The organism is Xanthomonas sp. LMG 8993 (assembly GCF_009835065.2).
Classification (GTDB): Bacteria; Pseudomonadota; Gammaproteobacteria; order Xanthomonadales; family Xanthomonadaceae; genus Xanthomonas; species Xanthomonas arboricola.
The window spans coordinates 45,616-66,243 of record NZ_QVIF02000014.1; the positions used below are offsets into that span (position 1 = coordinate 45,616).

Consider the following 20,628-nt stretch of genomic DNA (forward strand, 5'->3'; position numbering starts at 1 on the left):
GCTTTTCAAAGGGAGGAGTTTCATGAAACACACAATGCGCGCGCTGGTGCTCGCTTCGGTCGCCGCTCTGGCCGTCACCGCCTGCAAGAAGGAAGAGCCGGCACCTACCGCCGCCGCCGCTCCGGCTGCGCTGACCGCGCCGGCCAAGGACGACAACGCCGGCTGGAAGAAGTACCTGCAGGAAGTGGTCGGCCAGAACCTGGGCACCACCACCAACAGCCCGTTCCTGTATTACTTGCCGCCGGAGTCCGATGCCGAGTTCGCCGGCAGCTACGAGCGTCAGCTGGAAAGCGTCAAGACCGCACTCGCGCGTGGCGTGCAGCCGGGCAACATGCTGGCCTTCGGTTCGTCCGCCTCGACCAAGATGGCCGACCTGATCGACGCCGCGTTCAAGGACGTGCCGGCCGATTCGATGAAGGGCGTGCGCGTGCTGTTCATCGGCAATGCGGCCGAGAATGCGCGGGTGCAGGGCATCGTCCAGCCCAAGGGCGTGGAATACACCTTCGTTGAAGCCAAGTAATGCCGTACCAGGCCGGAGGCGCGGGAGGGCGCGTCCGGCCGCCGTGCGGGATCGCAGCATGCTGCTGATCCCGCACGCCCTCGGCGCCGGTCCGCTCGGACCGGTTGCCGGCCACACGCATGGCGTTGTCCGTGCATCGCGCCACGCCCCGTGCGTCTGCTTCCGGCAGTACGTTGCGTTCCAGCGCCTGGCGTTGCATCGCGCCGCGCCGCATCGCATGGTGGTGCCGATATGTCGCTGAAGATCAACGAGCTCTGCGTCAACTGCGATGTCTGCGAGCCGGCGTGCCCGAACCAGGCCATCTCGATGGGCGAAACCATCTACGTGATCGACCCGGCACGTTGCACCGAGTGCGTGGGCCATTTTGACGAAGCGCAATGCGTGGTGGTGTGCCCGGTCGAATGCATCGACCCGGATCCGGCAATACCGGAAACCCACGATCAACTGCTCGCCAAGCTCATGCAGCTGCAGCGCGACCACCCCGAACTGTACGAACAGGAGCCTCCCGCCCCGTGAGCATCTTTTCCCGACGTTTCTCTTCGCGCGGCCTGTTGCTGCTGGCCCTGGTGCTGGCACCACCGGCCTGGGCTGCCGATGGCGCCAGGCCTGCAGCAGCCACGACCTCGCCGGTGGCGGGGCACCCGCCCGGTGCGGCGATTGCCAGCGGTCATGCACTGGCCACCGACGCCGGCCTGCAGATCCTGCGCGAGGGCGGCAATGCGTTCGATGCGGCGATCGCGGTGTCGTCCACACTGGCGGTGGTCGAGCCGATCAGCTCGGGGCTGGGCGGCGGCGGCTTCTTCCTGCTGCACGATGCCAAGACCGGCAAGGACGTGATGCTGGACGCGCGCGAGACCGCGCCCGAGTCGGCCAGCGAGGCGCAGTTCCTCGACAAGCAGGGCGCGCTGGACCGCGACCGCTCGGTCAACGGTCCCTGGTCGGCCGGTATTCCCGGGCTGCCGGCAGCGCTGGTGGAACTGGCCACCAAGCACGGCCGGCTGCCGTTGAAGCAGTCGCTGGCGCCGTCGATCCGCATCGCCAGCGAAGGCTTCCCGGTGTATGCGCGCATGGCCAAGGGCTATGCCTCGCGGCGCGAGGTGATGGAGCGTTATCCCGGCACGCGTGAGGTGTATCTGCGCGGCGGCAAGCCGATTGCCGAAGGCGACATCTTCAAGCAGCCCGAGCTGGCGCATACCCTGCAGCTGCTCGGCGACAAGGGCTTCGATGGCTTCTACAAGGGCGAAACCGCCAAGAAGCTGCTGGCCGGCGTCAAGCAGGCCGGCGGGCAGTGGAAGGCCGCCGAGCTGTCCGGGTACCGGGTCAAGCAGCGTACGCCGATCCAGTTCGATTACCGCGGCTGGAAGATCACCACCGCGCCGCCGCCGTCCTCCGGCGGGATCGCACTCGCCGCCATGCTGCAGATCCTCGAAGGCTGGGAACTGGACACGCTCGACGATGCGCACCGTACCCATCTGGTGGTGGAAGCGATGCGCCGCGCCTACCGCGACCGCACCTTCTTCCTGGGCGACCCGGACTTTGTCGCCGTGCCGCAGCGTGTGCTGACCAGCAAGGATTACGCACAAGGCCTGCGCGCCACGATCAACCCGGACAAGGCCACCCCCAGCGACCTGCTGTCGGGCAACCCGACCCCGCTGGAAGACGACGAGACCACGCACTTTTCCATCATCGACGGCGAAGGCAACCGCGTCGGCGCCACCCAGACCGTCAACCTGCTGTACGGCTCGGGCCTGATCCCCAAGGGCACCGGCGTGCTGCTCAACGACGAGATGGACGACTTCGCGCTCAAGCCGGGCACGCCCAATGCCTTCGGCGTGATGGGCTACGCGGCCAACGCCCCCAAGCCGGGCAAGCGCATGCTCAGCTCGATGACGCCGACCTTCATGGAATCGGCCGACAAGGTCGCGGTGATCGGCACGCCGGGTGGCAGCCGCATCATCACCATGGTGCTGCTCGGTATTCTGGGCTACGACGCCGGCCTGGACGCGCAGCAGGTCAGCGCCTTGCCGCGCTATCACCACCAGTGGCTGCCAGACGTGATCGAGGCCGAGAGCAACGCGTTCTCGCCGCAGACCGCCAAGGCGCTGCAGGCGATGGGTCACGCGCTCAAGCTGCCGGGCGATACCGCCGAGGGCGGCCGCGGTTCCAGCCACGTCTGGGGCAACCTGCAGACGGTGGAATGGGATAAGCGCAGCAACGTGCTCACCGGCGGGAGCGACCCGCGCAACCCGGTGGGCAAGGCGCAGGTGCAGCTGGAGGCTGCGGCGCGCTGACGGCTGATTGATCGAGATATGCCTGTCCTCGTAGGCGAGGGCAGGCATGACCGCAAGGCAGCGGGTGTTGCCCGTTGCATCTGCCGCGCCGTGCCATGGCATGGCCTGCGCGATGCTGCGGTTGGCCGCAGGTGGTCGCCTCCATCGATGCAGGCACGCGACTGCAGCGATGCATTTCCACGCGGTTGCCTATGCCTGGATTGGACTTGTCGCCCTGCGCCAATGCAGCGACCATCGCGACATGAACATTTTCCAGACTCTGCTCACCGGCATGGTGATCGCATCGCCCATCGCCGCTTGCGCGGCCGACACCACCGGCGACCAGACCGCCGCGGCAACGGACGCTGCCATCCACGTTAATCAGCTCGGCTATCTGCCGGGTTCGGCCAAGCTTGCGGTGCTCGGATTGCCGCAAGGCGCGGCGCCCACCGCGGACCGTTTCACGGTCGAGGATGCGCAGGGCCGCCAGGTGCTGGAGGGCAAGCTGCAGGCCGCCGCGCTGTGGACGCCGGCCGGCCAGCAGGCGCGGGTGGCGGATTTCTCCAGCCTGCGCGCGCCGGGTACCTACCGGTTGAAGATCGACGGGCAGCCGGCGTCCGATCCGTTCCCGATCGCGGCCAGCGCGTATCGGCCCGTGCTCGACGCATCGCTGAAGGCGTTCTATTTCAATCGCGCCAGTACTGCGCTGCCGGCGCAGTTCGCCGGGCGCTATGCGCGCGCGGCCGGGCATCCGGATACGCAGGTGCGCATCCACCCTTCGGCGGCATCGGCCACGCGCCCGGCCGACAGCGTGATCAGTGCGCCCAAGGGCTGGTACGACGCCGGCGACTACAACAAGTACATCGTCAATTCCGGCATCAGCACCTACACCTTGCTGGCCGCCTATGAGCAATACCCGGCGCTGTTCAAGGCGCAGGCCTTGACCATCCCTGACGATGCGCCCGGCGTGCCCGGCATCCTGCAAGAGACCTGGTGGAATCTGGAATGGATGCTGGCCATGCAGGACCCGGCCGATGGCGGCGTGTACCACAAGCTCACCGACAAGCAGTTCGACGGACTGGTGATGCCCGCGCAGGCCACGCAACAACGCTATGTGGTGATGAAGGCCACCGCCGCCACGCTGGATTTCGCCGCAGTGATGGCGGCAGCCAGCCGCGTCTATGCGCCGTTCGACAAGCAGTATCCGGGCGCATCGGCGCGCATGTTGAACGCCGCGCGCAGTGCCTGGGCGTGGGCGCAGCAACACCCGGATGTGATCTATCGCCAGCCCGACGACGTACGCACCGGCGGCTATGACGATGCGCAGGTGGACGACGAATTCGCCTGGGCTGCGGCCGAGCTGTACGTGAGCACGCGCGAGGACGGCTTCTACGACGCAATGATTGCGCGCAACGTACCGGCGAGCGTGCCGGGCTGGAGCAACGTCAGCGGCCTGGCCTGGATGTCGCTGGCCGAACATCGCGACCGGCTCACCCCGCATGCCGATCGCGCACGCATCACCCGTGAGATCACCGGCCTGGCACAGCGTCTTGCCGATGAGTGGCAGGCCTCGCCCTGGCGTCTGGCGATGAGCGACACCGACTTCGTGTGGGGCAGCAATGCGGTGGTGCTCAACCGCGCGATGATGCTGATGCAGGGCTATCGGCTGACCCGGCAGCGGCCGTATCTGGATGCCGCGCAGTCGCAGCTGGATTACATCCTGGGGCGCAATCCGTTGGGCCTGTCGTTCGTCACCGGCGTCGGGCTGCGCAGCCCGATGCATATCCACCACCGCCCCTCCGAGGCCGACGGCATCGACGCCCCGGTGCCGGGCTGGCTGGCCGGTGGTCCGCAACCGGGCCAGCAGGACGCCAAGGACTGCAAGGTGGCGTATCCCTCCAGGCTGCCGGCACTGTCGTACCTGGACAACACCTGCAGCTATGCCAGCAACGAGGTGGCAATCAACTGGAATGCGCCGCTGGTGTATGTGAGTGCGGCGATCGAGGCGTCGACGCGCTGAGGTGGGCATTTTTCAACGCAACGAACGACGCCGCGGCTGTTCGTTCTCCCACCGGGAGAAGATGGCGCGTAGCGCCGGATGAGGGTGCGCCTCCGGGGAGCTACCAATGCCGGCAATGACAAACGCGTCGCCACGCGCCGTCAGAAGTGACTCCCCGACTGCTTCGCTCGACGGACCTTCACCCCAACCCCCACTGCGCACCCCGGCCCGCGCTTGCGGCGCGGGCGCTTCAAGGCAAGCGCGCCAATGGCGTGCAAGCGGTGTCTTCTCGCCCCGCAGGCAGAGGGGCGTCAAGCCTCCGCAGCTCACTCCACCCGCGTCCCGAAGATGCGGTCGCCTGCGTCGCCCAGGCCGGGCAGGATGTAGCCCTTGTCGTTGAGGTGGTCGTCAATCGCGGCGGTGTAGACCTCTACATCCGGATGCACGGCTTCCAGTGCCTTGAGGCCTTCCGGTGCGGCGACCAGGAAGATGCCCTTGATCCGCCGTGCGCCGGCGCGCTTGAGCATGTCGATGGTGGCGATCAGCGTGCCGCCGGTGGCCAGCATCGGGTCCAGGATCAGTGCATCGCGCTCTTCCAGGCGGCCGGTGAGGCGTTCGAAGTAGGGCACCGGCTGCAGGGTTTCTTCGTCGCGCTGCAGGCCGACCACGCTCACGCGCGCGGCCGGGATCAGCGCCAGCACGCCGGGCAGCATGCCCAACCCTGCGCGCAGGATCGGCACCAGGGTGATTTTTGCGCCGGCAATCCGCTGCACGGTCACCGGGCCGGCCCAGCCGGGTTGCACGTGCGATTCGGTGTCCAGATTGGCGGTGGCCTCGTAGGCCAGCAGGGTGCCCAGCTCGGTGACCAGTTCGCGGAAGCCCTTGGTGCTCAAGGCAGCATCGCGCAGCAGACCGATCTTGTGCTGGACGAGGGGGTGACGCACTTCGACGATTTTCATGGGCAGCGACAGGCGGGAGAGACCCACAGTGTGCCGCAGCCGGCGGCAGCGTCGCCACACATTGCGCGTGATCGCGCTTGCATATGTCATGTCAGTGAAACGTCGTAGACATAGTGTGCCCACCCATTCTTAACCGATTGGGGAAGCACCCGTGTTGAACAAGACTCCGCTGTGCCTGGCGATCACGCTGACGTTGGCGGCGGCCGCGTGGAGCCCGCTTGCGCAGGCGGCCGAGGGTGCGGCAGCTGCCACCGGTGCATCCGGCGCGGCGGCCATCGATCTGGAGCGTCTGGAAGTGCGCCCGCAGGTGGAATCGCAGGTGCGCGCAGTCGATCTCAAGCGTGGCTCCGATGCGATCCAGGATGCAGTGGCCTCCGATGCGATGGGCCGCTACCCCGACAAGAATGTTGCAGAATCCTTGCAGCGCCTGCCCGGCGTCAGCGTCACCCGCGATCAGGGCGAAGGCCGCTTCGTGGTGATCCGCGGCCTGGATTCGGCGCTCAACAGCGTCACCATCGACGGCATGACCATGGGCACGCCGGAAGACGGCACCCGCTCGGCGCCGCTGGACGTGATTCCGTCCGACTCCACCGAACGCCTGAAGGTGGTCAAGTCGCCGACTCCGGACATGCCGGGCGATTCCATCGGCGGTGCGATCCAGGTCGAGTCCACCTCCGCGTTCGATCGCGACGGCCGCACCCTGCGCGGCTCGATCGAAGGCAGCCACCAGTCGCTGTCGGGCAAGACCAGCCCGAAGGGCGCGTTCAACTACAGCGATATCTTCGACGGCACCTTCGGCGTCGCAGTGGGCGTGAACTACCAGGACCGCGAATTCGAATCCGACAATACCGAGGTGGCCTACGACAGCTTCGACGGCGGTGCGGCCGACGATCTGTTCGCCGGCGAGGTGCAGCGCCGCAAGTACTTCATCGAGCGCACCCGCATGGGCGCCAACCTTAATCTGGACTGGCGCCCGGACGCGGACAACCGCTATTACCTGCGCACGCTGTACAGCCGCTTCGACGATGCCGAAACGCGCCAGCGCACCATCTTCGGCCTGGCCGATGGGCAGGTCAGCGCCAATGGCGATGGCACCTACGAGGTGGCCGACCTGCCGGCCGATTCCATCTCCAAGCGCGTGCGCTATCGCACCAAGAAGGAGGACACCATGGCCTTGAGCGTGGGCGGTGAAAACCGTCTGAGCGCGGCCACGGTGGATTACAAGCTGGGCTACACCAAGACCACCGAGCGCGTGAACGACGAGATGGAAGCGCGCTTCAACTATGACGGCGACGATCTGTCGGCCACGGTCGACCAGAACAGCGGCATTCCGCGCCTTGGCTTTTCCGATAACGGCTGGCAGAGCAACGACGATTTCGTGTTCGACCGCTTCGTGCTTGCGCCCAAGCGGGTGGACGACAGCGAGCGCAGCGCGCAGATCAACGTGCGCTTCGACGGCGAGCATTCCAGCCTGAAGATGGGTGTACTCGGTCGCTGGCGCGAGCGCGATGTCAATGTGGACGAGAGCGAGCTGCGTCGCGGGCCGGCGATCGATCTGAGCGACTGGACCACCGCCGCGCCGGAACACCGTGGCGGCACCTTGGGCGAAAGCATCGGCTCGGACGGCATGCGCCGTTACTGGAACACCTCCGGCAATCTGTACAGCGCACGCCCGCAGGATGTCGGCGGCAATCTGCAGACCTCGCTGCAGGACGACTACAAGGCCACCGAAGACGTGTTCGCCACCTATGTGATGGGCACCTGGGACATCGGTGCGCTGCGCGCGATTGCCGGTGTGCGCGTGGAAAACACCCAGTTCGATGCCACCGGCAATCAGGTCGACGTGGCCGAGAACGGCCGCACCGCCACGGTGACGCCGCGCGAAGCCTCCAGCAGCTACACCAACGTGCTGCCTGGCCTGCATCTGCGCTACGACACCGGCAATGACTGGGTCCTGCGGTTTGCCGCCAACAAGACCTTGTCGCGTCCTGCGTTCGGCGATGTCTCCCCGCGCGTGAGCATCAATCGTGGCGACAACGAGGTGAACGTCGGCAACCCCGATCTCGATCCGTATCGCTCCACCAACCTGGACCTGTCGTTCGAAAAATACATCGGTAGCACCGGCCTGATCTCGCTGGGCGTGTTCAACAAGTCGATCGACGACTACATCGTGCAGACCATCAGCACCAACGATGCCGAGTTCCCCGACCTGCAGGTCACGCGCTCGATCAACGGCGACACCGCCAAGGTGCGTGGCGCCGAATTCAACTGGCAGCAGGCGCTGGACTTCCTGCCCGACGGCTGGAACGGCCTGCTGGTCGGCGCCAGCGCCACCGTGCTGGACAGCGACTTCGATCCCGGCCTGAGCGATCGCGCCGGCGAGGACTTCACCTTGCCGCGCTCGTCCAAGCGCATCTACAGCGGCCACCTGGGCTACGAAAAATACGGCTTCAGTGCGCGGGTTGCGGCGGTGTACCGCAGCGAGTACCTGGACACCATCGGCGAAAGCCGCGCGTACGATATCTATGTCGCCCCGCATACCCAGCTGGATTTCAGCATGAACTACCAATTCAACAGCCACGTCAGCCTGTATCTGGAAGCGCAGAACCTGCTGGACGAACCGCTGGAGCTGTACCAGGGCGTGCCCTCGCGCACGCTGCAGAACGAAGAATACGGCCGCACCTATGCGCTCGGCCTGAAGGTGGCACTGTGATCGCAACGCGCACGCGGCTCCACACAACATTACTCCACACCACGCTGCTCGCCAGCGCGCTGGCGCTGACCGCCTGCGCCAGCGCACCGGCCGACCGCGAAGCCGACGAGGCATTGCTGAAAGACCCCTTGCTCAGCGAGGCCAAGGTGGCGCACCAGGTGGTGCCGGAGGCCTTCATCACCGCGCTGACCCCGGCCGACAATCTGGATTCGCCGGCCAGCTGGAGTGCGCCCGATGGCAGCCGCTGGTTGATCGCCACCGCCAAGGCCACGCATGCGCTGGTGGTGTTCGATGGCGATAGCGGCAAACGCCTGCGCGTGGTCGGCGGCAAGGGCAAGGCGCTGGGCAAGCTGGATCGCCCGAACGGGATTTCGGTGGTCGATGATCTGGTGTTCGTGGTCGAGCGCGACAACCGCCGCGTGCAGGTGTTTGCGCTGCCCGACTTCACGCCGCTGACCAGCTTCGGCCAGGACGAATTGCGCGAACCCTACGGCCTGTGGGTGCGCAAGCACGACGGTGGCTACGAGGTGGTGGTCAGCGACAACTACATGTCGCCGGCCAACAAGGATGTGCCGCCGCCGCTGGCCGAACTCGGTCAGCGTTTCCGTCGCTATCAGTTGAACACTGCGGGGCAGGGCTGGCAGGCGCGGTTGACGCAGAGCTTCGGCGATACCAGCGAGGCGGGCGCAGTGCGCATTGCCGAATCGGTGTTCGGCGATGAAGCGCATGCGCGCCTGATGATTGCCGAAGAAGACGTCGCCGTGGGCACGCAGTTGCGCGAATACGGCATGGACGGACGCTACCGCGGCCGCAATGTTGGCAGCGGCCTGTTCAAGGCGCAGGCCGAAGGCATGACGCTGTTTGCGTGCCAGGACGGCAGCGGCTACTGGATCGCCACCGATCAGTTCAAGGACCGCAGCGTGTTCCAGGTATTCGATCGCCAGAGCCTGGCGCATGTCGGTGCCTTCGCTGGCCGGGTGACTGCCAATACCGACGGCGTGTGGCTGGATCAACGCGGCGATGCGCGCTTTCCGGGCGGGGTGTTCTATGCCTTGCACGACGATCAGGCGGTGGCGGCATTCGACTGGCGCGATATCGCGCGCACGCTGCGCCTGAAAGAGTGCGCGCCATGAGCGCGGCACGTGCGGCGCTGTCTGCAGCGCTGTTGCTGGGGGCGATGGCAGGCACGCGGGCGTTTGCCGCCGAGCGCGCCGCCGAACCGAATACCCAGGTGCCGGCGGGTTCCACCCACTATGTTGCCGATGGTTTCCCGGACCGCATCGTCGCCACGCCCGCGCAGGCGGCGGCGACCGGTTTCGCAGTGGCCTGGCGTACCGATGCCAGCGTCGACCAGCCGTGGCTGGAACTGGTGGTTGCCGGCGACTCGCCCGACGTGGGTACGCCGCGCCGCATCCGTGCCAGCACCGCCACGCTGGCCAGCGAAAACGGCAGCTCGCACCACCACCGCGCCGACATCGACGGGCTGAAGCCGGACACGCTGTACGCCTACCGCGTGCAGGGCAACCGCACCTGGGGCGCGTGGAATCATTTCCGCACCGCCGCCAGCGCCGACACACCGCTGACGCTGCTGTACTTCGGCGACACCCAGAACAAGAACCTCAGCCTGGTCTCGCGGGTGATCCGCCAAGCCTGGCGCTCGGCACCGGACGCGCGGCTGGCCCTGTTCGCCGGCGACCTGGTCAGCGGCAAGGACGGCCAGGATGACAACGAATGGGCCGAGTGGTTCGAAGCCGGGCGCTGGTTGCTGGAAGGCACCGCAGTGGCACCGGCGCCGGGCAATCACGAATATCACGAAGAGGGCGAGGACACCCCGCAGGCCACGCGCACGCTCGGCAACCACTGGCCGGTGACCTTCGCCCTGCCGCGCAACGGGCCGTCGGCCACGGCGCGCACCAGCTACTGGTTCGACTATCAGGGCGTGCGCATCGCCGTGCTGGACGGCACCTCGGTGCTGGATCTGGGCACCGGCCCGGCACAGGCGCAGTGGCTGGACAAGGTGCTGGCCGACAACCCGCACCCGTGGTCGATCGTGCTGATCCACCAGCCGTTCTTTTCCCCGCGCGCCGATCGCGAGAACCAGAAGCTGGTCGAGCAGGTGCTGCCGGTGATCCGCCGCCACAAGGTCGATCTGGTGCTGCAGGGCCACGACCACACCTACGGCCGGCGCGGCGATGACGCAGGGCCGGCGACGCCGGTGTTCGTGGTCTCGGTGGCCGGGCCCAAGCAGTATCGTCTCTCGGACATGGCGCGCAAGACCATGCGTCCGGTCGGCGAAGACACCCAGCTCTATCAGGTGCTTCGCATCGACAACCAGAAGTTGCGTTACGAGTCGCGCACCGCCACCGGACGTCTCTACGATGCGTTCGAGCTGGAGCGCGGCAGCGATGGCGGCAAGCGGCTGGTGGAGCAGGAAGCCGGGCGCATCGCACCGCGCGATTGCCCGCGCAGCGCAACCCTGAAGGGACGCGCAGACCGTTGCTGGGAGTGAGGCACAGGACAGCAGCGTTGCGAGACCCGCCGTACCGGATGACGAGGCTGTGAGCGAACTTCGGTTCTGGATTGATGACGCGAATCGGCGGCAGGCGTAACCATTTAAAATTGTGAATTACGTCACACTAATAATGGGATTACTGTTGCGGCTAACCGGAGCTCCATCCGGGTAGCCGGCTTCGGTGCGGTGCTTCGATGGAGGTCTGGTTCCCCCAGCCCCGAGAAGCCCCCATGATCCCCCACGTGTTCCATCTCACTGCGCCGACCAAGCACCTGCTTTGGGAAGAGCGCAAGATCCAGGCCCGCCTGCAGCGGCTGTTGCCGGGCTGGACCTGCCATGTCTGGGACGACGCCGACAACTCCGCACTGATGCGGCGCGCGTTCCCGGAATTCGCCGACCGCTACGAGGCGATACGCTTCGGTGTGATGAAGGCCGACATCGCCCGCTGCGCCTATATGCACAGCTACGGCGGGTTCTATTTCGACACCGACTACAAGCTGCTGCGCACGCTTGGCGCAGACGTACTGGCACAGCAATGCGTGCTGCCGATCGAAGAGGGCGCGCCCGGCAACGAGCAGTTCAAGATCGGCAACGCCGTGTTCGGCTCGGAGGCAGGGCATCCGTTCTGGCGCGCCTTCATCGAGCACATCTTCACCACACATGCGCCTGAGACGCTGGAAGACCACCGGCAGATTCCGATGATCTCCGGCCCGCGCGGGCTGACGCGTTTCTACAACGCGCACGCCGGCGAGTTTGCCGGCATCGTGTTCCCGGCGCGCGATGCGTTCCATCCGGATCGCACCTGGTTCGGGCTCGGCCACCGTGGCGGCACCGTCGCGGTGGGCTCGCACCTGTGCTGGGCGTCCTGGCGCGGCAAGTCGCCACGCCGGGCCGTGACCAATTACCTGCGCCGCAAGCTGAGCGCCGTGCCGATCTGACCGGGCCGGGCAGCACATCGCCGCGCGCGACGGCAAGGGCGCGCGGTGAGATTCGGGGCGGCCGCGCAACTGTCTGAGGCGCGCAAGTACCGCCTGCGTCGCCTTGGCTTCAAGCGGCTCGCAAAACCATGGCGCTCACCTACAGGTGGGCGCGGCCGGTGCTGGGATTCAGCGTTTACCGCTCGGATACTGAAGTTACTGCGCACCGTCCGCTACCACATGAGGACGGCTCGCCACGTCCTGTCGCTGGCTCTCAGGCGGCCTCGGCCTGGGCCTGGCGCGGACCTTCCTTCAGTGCACGCGCGATCAACCCGACCAGCAGATCGAGTTCGTCTTCGCCCATCGCAAAGTGCGGGGTGAAGCGCAGCGAATTCTCGCCGCCATGGATGACGTTGACGCCATGATGGCGCAACCACTCTTCGGTGGAACCGGCGCCATAGCACTTGAATTGCGGCGCCAGCTCGCAGGAGAACAGCAAGCCGGTGCCCTGCACCTTGGTGATCAAACCGCCGAGCTCGGACTGCAATGCTTCCAGCTTGGCGATCGCCTGCGCGCCGCGGGTGCGGATGTTCTCGCGCACCTGCGGGGTGAACAACGCCAGCGTGGCGCAGGCGACATCCAGCGCACGCGGATTGGTGGTCATGGTGTTGCCGTAGGTGCCCTTGCGGTACACCTGCGCGGCGTGTTCGGTCACTGCCAGTACCGACAGCGGGTATTGCGCAGCGTTGAGCGCCTTGGAATAGGTCTCCAGATCCGGCGGGTCGAGCTGCTCGAAGCCGGGGTAATCCACCACCGACAGCACGCCGTGCGCGCGCAGGCCGGCCTGGATCGAATCCACCAGCAGCAGGCTGCCATGCAGGCGGGTCAGTTCGCGCGCTGCGGCATAGAACGCGGCCGGCAATGCGCGGCCCGGGTCGCCTTCGCCCATCACCGGCTCCAGGAACACCGCCTCGATGAACCAGTGATTGCGCGCGGCCTCGTCGAAGGCGCGCTGCAGCGCCGCCACGTCGTACGGCGCGATCGCGATCACCGAGTCTTCGTCGCGGTAGCTGGCCAGGTACTTGGTGTAGGTCTTGCGGCTGGAATCGGAATACAGGCCGGGGCGGTCGGTACGGCCATGGAAGCTGCCCTTGACCACCACGCGCTTGATGCTGGCACCAGCGTGGCGCGCGCCCGGGTCGGTGTGCAGCTTGGCGTTGGTATCGACGATGCGCGCGGCCAGACCGACCGCTTCGGAGCCGGAGTTGAGACACATGAAGCGTGCGAACGGACAGCCGCCGCGGGTATGGCCGATCTCGGCGCGCAGGGCGCGGTCGAGCCGGCGCTGCGCCAGGCTGGGGGTCATCACGTTGGCCATCACCTGCGGACGCGCCATCGCCTCGAGCACCGGCGCGGGGGTGTGGCCGAAGCCGAGCATGCCGTAGCCGCCGGCGTCGTACAGCACCGCGCCCTTGAGCGTGATCACCCAGGGCCCGCGCGCTGCCAGCGCCACGTACGGGGTCACCGCATCGTCGGCATAGAAGTTGATGAAGCCGTCCTGCACCGCACCGATCTGGGCGTCTTCGTCCAGGTCCAGCAGGTCGGCGGCCTCCGCGCGCACCTGCGCGTACTCGGCGGCCGCGGCGTCAATGGCGCGTGCAAGATCCGGGTGGTTGGCGGCCAGACGCACGATGCTGGCATCGTCCAGGCCATCGGTCAGGCGGCGGCCGGCGTGGGCACGCAGCGGGGCGAGCGGGGCGAGGACGGACATGGCGCATCTCCTGCAAAGTGGCGTTCCCTTCCTATTATCGGCAGAAGATCGGCGTTTGGCAGCGTGAATCCGGGCAGGAAGTCGGGTATTTTCGTCGAATCGACGAACTAATTGGGCAAAAGTGAAAATCACTCCCTCCGACGAACGCCTGCTGTCGCTGCTGCGCGAGGACGCGCGCGCCTCCACCGCGCAGATTGCGCGCCGGCTCGGGCTGTCGCGTACCACCGTGCAGAGCCGGATCGAAAAACTCGAACGCGACGGCGTGATCAGCGGCTATACCGTGCGCACCCACGACGCCTACGAACAGGGCCGCATCCGCGCGCATATCCTGATCACCGTGCTGCCCAAGAAGATGCCAGCCGTGGTCAAGGCGCTGCGCGACATCCCGCAGGTACGCCTGCTGCACTCGGTCAGCGGCGCCTACGACCTGATCGCCCTGGGCGTGGTCGGCGGCGTCAACGAGATGGACGTACTCACCGACGCCATCGGCGCGATCGACGGCGTGGAGCGCACGACGACGTCGATCATTTTGTCAACGAAGTTTGAGCGGTGAGAGGCGGGGATTGGGAATTCGGGATTGGGGATTCGTAAAAGCGGGCCGCTTGCGTCCTAAACGTTCCGGTCCGCGGATCCTGCTCTTACGAATCCCGAATCCCCAATCCCCGCCTCACTGCGAATCCCCAATCCCGAATCCCCAATCCCCGCCGCAGTTACAATATCCGGCTCCTCAGCCAACACATCCTGCGGCCTTGAAGAAGTCCGATTTCAACTATTCGCTGCCCGACGAGCTGATTGCCCAGGCGCCGTTGGCCGAGCGGGCGGCCAGCCGCTTGCTGGTGGTGCCGCCGTCGCCGCAGGCGCTGGTCGACCGGCAGGTGCGGGACCTGCCCGAGCTGCTGCAGCCGGGCGATCTGCTGATCTTCAACGATACCCGGGTGATTCCGGCGCGGCTGTTCGGGCAGAAGGCCAGTGGCGGGCGGGTGGAAATCCTGATCGAGCGCCTGCTCGGCGAGCGCGAGGCGCGGGTGCAGATCGGCGCCAGCAAGTCGCCCAAGGCCGCTAGCCTGATCGCGCTGGATGCCGGCGGCCAGGCCGAGGTGCTGGGCCGCGACGGCGAGTTCTATCTGCTGCGTTTCGAGATCCCCACGCCGCTGGAGCACTGGCTGCTGGAAGCCGGGCGCCTGCCGCTGCCGCCGTACATCCGCCGCGAGCCGGGAGTGGAAGACCGCGAGCGCTACCAGACCGTGTTCGCGCGTGAAGTCGGCGCGGTGGCCGCGCCCACTGCCGGGCTGCATTTCGACGAGGCATTGCTGGCACGCCTGCGCGAGCGCGGGGTCGAGTTCGGCCATGTCACCTTGCATGTGGGCGCCGGCACCTTCCAGCCGGTACGCGTGGATGCGCTCGACCAGCACGTGATGCACACCGAGTGGCTCAACGTCGGCGCCGCGCTGGTCGAGCAGGTGCGCCGTACCCGGGCACGCGGCGGCCGGGTGATTGCAGTGGGAACCACGGTGGTGCGCTCGCTGGAAAGCGCCTGGCGCACCAGCGATGCCGCGCCCGAGGGCGAACTGCTGCCATTTGCCGGCGAAACCCAGATCTTCATCCTGCCCGGCTATCGCATCCGCAGCGTCGATGCGATGGTCACCAACTTCCATCTGCCCGAAAGCACGCTGCTGATGATGGTCTCGGCCTTCGCCGGCCGCGAGCGCATCTTCGCCGCCTATCAACACGCCATCGAACAGCGCTATCGCTTCTTTTCCTATGGCGATGCGATGTTGCTGTGGAGCAGGGATTGGGGAGTCGGGAGTGGGGATTCGTAACAGCACTCCGCTCGCCGCCTTCTCGCTTTTGCCAATCCCGAATCCCCACTTCCCAATCCCGGCCTTTCAATGTCCCGACTCCAGTTCCAGCTTCAAGCCACCGACGGCCATGCCCGGCGTGGGCGTCTGACCTTTCCGCGTGGCACCGTCGAGACGCCGGCGTTCATGCCGGTAGGCACCTATGGCTCGGTCAAGGGCATCCTGCCCGAGCAGATCCGCGCGCTGGGCGCGGAGATCATCCTGGGCAATACCTTCCACCTGTATCTGCGCCCGGGCCTGGATGTGATCGGCGATCACGGCGGCTTGCACGGGTTTGCGCGCTGGGACGGGCCGATCCTCACCGATTCGGGCGGGTTCCAGGTGTTTTCGCTGGCGCATCGCCGCAAGATCACCGAGCAGGGCGTGACCTTCGCCTCGCCCACCGATGGTGCGCGGGTGTTCCTGGGCCCGGAAGAGAGCATGCAGATCCAGAAGGTGCTCGATTCGGACATCGTGATGATCTTCGACGAATGCACGCCGTACCCGGCCACCGAAGAGGTGGCGCGGCGCTCGATGGAGCTGAGCCTGCGCTGGGCGCAACGCTCGCGGCAGGCGCATGACGGGCTGGGCAACGACGCGGCGCTGTTCGGCATCGTGCAGGGTGGGGTGTATCCGGACCTGCGCAGCCGCTCGCTGGACGGGCTGCAGGGCATCGGGTTCGACGGCTACGCCATCGGCGGGCTGGCGGTGGGCGAGCCGGAGCATGAGCGCAACGCGATGCTGGAACACCTGCATCCGCGCCTGCCGGCCGACCGCCCGCGCTATCTGATGGGCGTGGGCCGGCCGGAGGACCTGGTCGAAGGCGTGGCGCGTGGCGTGGACATGTTCGACTGCGTGATGCCCACCCGCAATGCGCGTAATGGGCATTACTTCACCTCCTTCGGCACCGTGCGCATCCGCAACGCCAAGTACGAGCGCGACCTGGACACCATCGAGCCGGGCTGTGGCTGCCATGCCTGCAGCAGCGGCTACACGCGCTCCTACCTGCGGCATCTGGACCGTTGCAACGAGATGCTGGCGCCGATGCTGGGCACCCTGCACAACCTCTGGTACTACGAGAAGTTGATGGCCGACCTGCGTGCGGCGATCGCCTCGGGAACCTTTGCCGAGTTCCGGCGGTCCTTCTATGCGGCACGCGGCGCCATCACGCCGCCGTTGCCGGGGGAAACCAGCTGAGACCGGCCGTCCGCGCCTTGCGCGGACGGTTTGGAACCTGCGTGGCATAATTCCCGGCTGTTCCGCTCCGGCGGTACCTGAATAGCGAGCGGCCGGTTGGCGCGCTGGCACCCAAACTAGGATGCACTGAATGAATCTGCTCGATTTCCTGATCCCCGTCGCCCAGGCGCAGGCCACTGGCGGCGCGCCGGCGCCCGGCCCGATGGGCGGCCTGTCCACCTTCGCGCTGCCGATCATCCTGATCGCGGTCATGTACTTCCTGATGATCCGCCCGCAGATGAAGCGCCAGAAGGAGCACAAGTCGCTGCTGGACAAGCTGGCGCGCGGCGACGAGGTCATCACCTCCGGCGGCGTGGCGGGCGTGATCACCGATATCGGCGACAACTTCATCACCGTGGAAGTGGCCGACAACGTGCGCATCCGCGTGCAGAAGAGTGCCGTGGGCCACGTGCTGCCCAAGGGCACGCTGAAGTCTGCAAACTAAGCGGCAACCAACCCGCTGCGCCCACTGTCAGGTGGGCGCAGTCGGTGCCGCGAACCGGCGCTGAGCGCGCTGCTCCGCGGCACCGCCGCATCCACCTGACGACCGTTGGCGACGTTGTGTTGGCCGCCTGAAGTCGTTCTCACTGCTAGGCGCGCCGCCGGGATGGTGTCGCGCGGGACTGTCGCAATGCTTGAATTTCCTCGCTGGAAGTATTTCCTGATCCTGCTGGTGCTGGCGGTCAGCGCGTTGTACGCGTTGCCCAACATCTACCAGAAGGACCCGTCCGTGCAGATCACCGCCAGCCGCGGTGCCCAGCTCGACGACGCCTTGCGCAGCCGCATCGACGCCGACCTCAAGGCCGCCGGCATCACGCCGAAGGCCGTCACCCGGGAAGGCGACAGCCTGATGGTGCGCCTGCCCAACCTGCAGGCACAGACCCGCGCCAACGACGTGCTGCGCCAGCAACTGGGCGAAAACTACACGGTGGCGCTGAATCTGGCCTCGACCGTGCCGGACTGGCTGGCCAAGCTGGGCGGCCGGCCGATGGTGCTGGGCCTGGACCTGGTCGGCGGCGTGCACTTCGCCATGCAGGTGGACCAGAAGGCCGCGCTGGAAAAGCGCCTGGACGGCTTTGCCGAAGACATCCGCACCACGCTGCGCGATGGCCGTATCGCCTATCGCTCGGTCGAGCGCCGCGGCGACAACAGCATCCAGGTCAGCCTGAGCGAGGGCGCCAGCGTCGACGCCGCGCGTACCGCGCTGGCCAAGTCGCAGCCGACCCTGACCTACGACGTCAGCGGCCAGAACATCTCGGTCAAGGTGCCGGAGGTCGAACTCAAGCAGATCGCCAGCGGCGCGATCGAGCAGAACCTCACCACCTTGCGTAACCGCGTCAACGCGCTGGGCGTGTCCGAACCGACCATCCAGCGCCAGGGCGAGGACCGCATCGTGGTCGAACTGCCCGGCCTGCAGGACACCGCCGAGGCCAAGCGCCTGATCGGCGCCACCGCCTCGCTGGAATTCCGCGCGGTGGTCGAAGGCAATGCCGAAGACGCCGTGCGCAGCGGCAGCATCCCGCCCGAAGCCAAGGTCTACCGCGTGCGCGATACCGGCGCGCCGGTGCTGCTCAACAAGCGCGCGCTGGTGACCGGCGACCAGATGGTCAGTGCCAGCGTCAGCACCGACCAGAACGGCATGCCGGCGGTGGCGGTGACGCTCAACAACGTCGCCGGCCAGCGCATGCTCGACTACACCAGCGCCAACGTCGGCAAGCTGATGTCGGTGGTCTACATCGAGCGCATTCCCACCGTCAGCATGGTCGACGGCAAGGAAGTGCGCAGCGTGCGGGTCAAGGAAGAGGCGCTGTCGCCGACCCGCATCGCCGGCGTGTTCGGCAAGAACTTCCAGACCACCGGCCTGGAGAAGGTGGAGGCCGAGAACCTGGCCAAACTGCTGAAATCCGGTTCGCTGGCCGCACCGATGGATTTTGTCGAGGAATACGTGATCGGCCCGAGCCTGGGCGCGGAGAACGTGGAGCGCGGTGTCACTGCGGTGATCTACTCGTTCCTGTTCACGCTGGTGTTCTTCACCGTCTACTACCGCGTGTTCGGCGCGATCACCTCGGTAGCGCTGCTGTTCAACCTGCTGATCGTGGTGGCGGTGATGTCGCTGTTCGGCGCGACCATGACGCTGCCCGGGTTTGCCGGCCTGGCGTTGTCGGTGGGCCTGTCGGTGGACGCCAACGTGCTGATCAACGAGCGTATCCGCGAGGAGCTGCGACTGGGCGTGCCGGCCAAATCGGCGATTGCCGCCGGTTATGAAAAGGCCGGCGGCACCATCCTGGACGCCAACCTCACCGGTCTGATCGTGGCGGTGGCCTTGTACGCGTTCGGCACCGGCCCGCTGAAGGGCTTCGCGCTGACCATGATGATCGGTATCTTCGCCTCGATGTTCACCGCGATCACCGTGTCGCGTGCGCTGGCGGTGCTGATCTACGGCCGCCGCAAGAAGCTGAAGACCGTCGCCATCTGAGATGCGAGTCCGGCCTTGTCCCTGCAGCGCGCTGCTGGGGGCGGGGGATGAATCCCTTCGCAAGCGTTGCGCATCCTGACGGTGCGTAACGTCTAAACGGAAGATCTTTTCCATGAAATTGTTCCCGCTCCATCTCATTCCCAACGACACCAAGATCGACTTCATGCGCCTGCGCAAGCCGGTGCTGATCCTGATGCTGGTGATCGCGGTGGCCTCGGTCGGCGTCATCGTCGGCAAGGGCTTTAACTACGCGCTGGAATTCACCGGCGGCACGCTGGTGCAGACCTCGTTCCAGAAGACCGTGGACGTGGACCAGGTGCGCGAGCAGCTGGCCAAGGCCGGCTTCGAGAACGCCCAGGTGCAGAACGCGCGCGGCGGCAACGAAGTGATGATCCGCCTGCAGGCGCGCGAGCAGCACAACAACCGCGACGATGCCGCAACCACCGTCGCCGAAGAAGTGCGCAAGGCGGTCAGCACCGCGCAGAATCCCGCCACTGTGCAGCCGGGCGAATTCGTCGGCCCGCAGGTCGGCAAGGACCTGGCCTTGAACGGTGTGTATGCCACGGTGTTCATGCTGGTGGGCTTTCTGATCTACATCGCCTTCCGCTTCGAGTGGAAGTTCGCCGTGGTCGCCAGCCTGACCGCTCTGTTCGACCTGCTGGTCACCGTGGCCTTCGTGTCGCTGACCGGCCGCGAGTTCGACCTGACCGTGCTGGCCGGCCTGTTGTCGGTGATGGGCTTTGCGATCAACGACATCATCGTGGTGTTCGACCGCGTGCGCGAAAACTTCCGCGCGTTGCGGGTGGAGCCGCTGGAAGTGCTGAACCGCTCGATCAACCAGACGCTGTCGCGCACGGTGATCACCGCGGTGATGTTCTTCCTGTCGGCACTGGCGTTGTACATCTACGGCGGCGAGTCGATGGAAGGCCTGGCCGAGACACACATGATCGGCGCGGTGATCGTGGTGATCTCCTCGGTGATCGTGGCAGTGCCGATGCTGAGCATCGGGCCGTTCGCCGTCACCAAGCAGGATCTGCTGCCCAAGGCCAAGGACGTGGAGGCGCTGGCGCGTCGTCCCTGATTGGTCATCGATCTTCGATCACGAAAAAACCGCGCGCTGCGCGGTTTTTTCGTTTTGGCGCATCGAGCAGGTCAGCGCAACGTATCGTAGGAGCGCGCCTGAGCGCGACGAGGCTTTATCGGTAACGCCTCATCGCGCCCAGGTGCGCTCCTACGGAGCAAGGCGAAGTGCGCTGGCTAAACCCGCCGAAACCAGGTCAGCCATGCAGTGCAATGCGTCGTAGGAGCGCGCCAGAGCGCGACCGGGCTTTATCGGGAGTGCCTCATCGCGCCCAGGTGCGCTCCTACGGAGCAAGGCGAAGTGCGCTGGCTAAACCCGCCGAAACCAGGTCAGCCA

17 protein-coding genes are annotated in these 20,628 nt (G+C 66.5%); 15 read left to right on the forward strand and 2 right to left on the reverse strand.

Annotated features, from left to right (window positions below; translation table 11 throughout):
* The first annotated feature begins 22 nt into the window (after positions 1–22).
* From DYQ94_RS20010 to DYQ94_RS20030, 5 genes are all read left to right on the forward strand, one after another.
* The gene (locus DYQ94_RS20010) at positions 23–520 is read left to right on the forward strand and encodes a hypothetical protein (RefSeq protein ID WP_039516474.1); all 498 of its coding nucleotides are present in this window, start codon (positions 23–25) and stop codon (positions 518–520) included.
* Positions 521–578: 58 nt separating this feature from the next.
* On the forward strand, positions 579–761 hold the full coding sequence (locus DYQ94_RS20015) for a hypothetical protein (RefSeq protein WP_126966026.1): 183 nt from the start codon (positions 579–581) through the stop codon (positions 759–761).
* Complete coding sequence (locus DYQ94_RS20020) at positions 752–1,036, forward strand: YfhL family 4Fe-4S dicluster ferredoxin (protein WP_003489796.1); 285 nt, start codon at positions 752–754, stop codon at positions 1,034–1,036. Before DYQ94_RS20015 ends, DYQ94_RS20020 begins: the two co-directional genes overlap by 10 nt.
* On the forward strand, positions 1,033–2,811 hold the full coding sequence (gene ggt, locus DYQ94_RS20025) for a gamma-glutamyltransferase (RefSeq protein WP_126966027.1): 1,779 nt from the start codon (positions 1,033–1,035) through the stop codon (positions 2,809–2,811). Before DYQ94_RS20020 ends, ggt begins: the two co-directional genes overlap by 4 nt.
* Before the next feature lie 241 nt (positions 2,812–3,052).
* Entirely contained in the window at positions 3,053–4,810 is a 1,758-nt protein-coding gene (locus DYQ94_RS20030; protein ID WP_126966028.1) for a glycoside hydrolase family 9 protein, read from the forward strand.
* Positions 4,811–5,115: 305 nt separating this feature from the next.
* On the opposite strand, the gene upp is transcribed toward DYQ94_RS20030, so the two are convergent.
* Positions 5,116–5,748 (reverse strand): uracil phosphoribosyltransferase, encoded by a 633-nt coding sequence (upp, locus tag DYQ94_RS20035; RefSeq protein WP_024940024.1) that lies wholly within the window; start codon positions 5,746–5,748, stop codon positions 5,116–5,118.
* A gap of 151 nt (positions 5,749–5,899) precedes the next feature.
* On the opposite strand from upp, the gene DYQ94_RS20040 reads away from it, so the two are divergent.
* The 4 genes from DYQ94_RS20040 (at position 5,900) to DYQ94_RS20055 (ending at position 11,911) form a co-directional block, all read left to right on the forward strand.
* Positions 5,900–8,461, forward strand: a complete 2,562-nt coding sequence (locus tag DYQ94_RS20040; RefSeq protein WP_160954484.1) for a TonB-dependent receptor — start codon at positions 5,900–5,902, stop codon at positions 8,459–8,461.
* The gene (locus DYQ94_RS20045; RefSeq protein ID WP_160954485.1) at positions 8,458–9,594 is read left to right on the forward strand and encodes a phytase; all 1,137 of its coding nucleotides are present in this window, start codon (positions 8,458–8,460) and stop codon (positions 9,592–9,594) included. The genes DYQ94_RS20040 and DYQ94_RS20045 overlap by 4 nt, the downstream gene beginning before the upstream one ends.
* Positions 9,591–10,970 (forward strand): purple acid phosphatase family protein, encoded by a 1,380-nt coding sequence (locus DYQ94_RS20050; protein ID WP_154832199.1) that lies wholly within the window; start codon positions 9,591–9,593, stop codon positions 10,968–10,970. Before DYQ94_RS20045 ends, DYQ94_RS20050 begins: the two co-directional genes overlap by 4 nt.
* Positions 10,971–11,203: 233 nt before the next feature.
* Positions 11,204–11,911 carry a glycosyltransferase family 32 protein gene (locus DYQ94_RS20055; RefSeq protein WP_054593023.1) on the forward strand — a complete coding sequence of 236 codons (708 nt, stop codon included), beginning with the start codon at positions 11,204–11,206 and terminating at the stop codon, positions 11,909–11,911.
* A gap of 253 nt (positions 11,912–12,164) precedes the next feature.
* Here the strand turns inward: DYQ94_RS20055 and DYQ94_RS20060 are convergent, their stop codons facing one another.
* On the reverse strand, positions 12,165–13,661 hold the full coding sequence (locus DYQ94_RS20060) for an aminotransferase class III-fold pyridoxal phosphate-dependent enzyme (RefSeq protein WP_102256476.1): 1,497 nt from the start codon (positions 13,659–13,661) through the stop codon (positions 12,165–12,167).
* A gap of 121 nt (positions 13,662–13,782) precedes the next feature.
* Between DYQ94_RS20060 and DYQ94_RS20065 the strand changes: the two genes are divergently transcribed.
* The 6 genes from DYQ94_RS20065 (at position 13,783) to secF (ending at position 20,292) form a co-directional block, all read left to right on the forward strand.
* Positions 13,783–14,214 (forward strand): Lrp/AsnC family transcriptional regulator, encoded by a 432-nt coding sequence (locus tag DYQ94_RS20065; RefSeq protein ID WP_016903291.1) that lies wholly within the window; start codon positions 13,783–13,785, stop codon positions 14,212–14,214.
* Positions 14,215–14,410: 196 nt separating this feature from the next.
* Positions 14,411–15,481 (forward strand): tRNA preQ1(34) S-adenosylmethionine ribosyltransferase-isomerase QueA, encoded by a 1,071-nt coding sequence (gene queA, locus DYQ94_RS20070; RefSeq protein ID WP_160954486.1) that lies wholly within the window; start codon positions 14,411–14,413, stop codon positions 15,479–15,481.
* A gap of 69 nt (positions 15,482–15,550) precedes the next feature.
* A complete protein-coding gene (tgt, locus tag DYQ94_RS20075; RefSeq protein ID WP_065031639.1) occupies positions 15,551–16,696 on the forward strand; it encodes a tRNA guanosine(34) transglycosylase Tgt in 1,146 nt (381 codons plus the stop codon).
* Between the two features lie 130 nt (positions 16,697–16,826).
* Positions 16,827–17,180: a preprotein translocase subunit YajC gene (gene yajC, locus DYQ94_RS20080; protein WP_016903294.1), complete on the forward strand. Its 354-nt coding sequence runs from the start codon at positions 16,827–16,829 to the stop codon at positions 17,178–17,180.
* A gap of 186 nt (positions 17,181–17,366) precedes the next feature.
* Entirely contained in the window at positions 17,367–19,211 is a 1,845-nt protein-coding gene (secD, locus tag DYQ94_RS20085; RefSeq protein WP_160954487.1) for a protein translocase subunit SecD, read from the forward strand.
* A gap of 112 nt (positions 19,212–19,323) precedes the next feature.
* A complete protein-coding gene (gene secF / locus DYQ94_RS20090) occupies positions 19,324–20,292 on the forward strand; it encodes a protein translocase subunit SecF (RefSeq protein ID WP_016903296.1) in 969 nt (322 codons plus the stop codon).
* Positions 20,293–20,628: the final 336 nt, after the last annotated feature.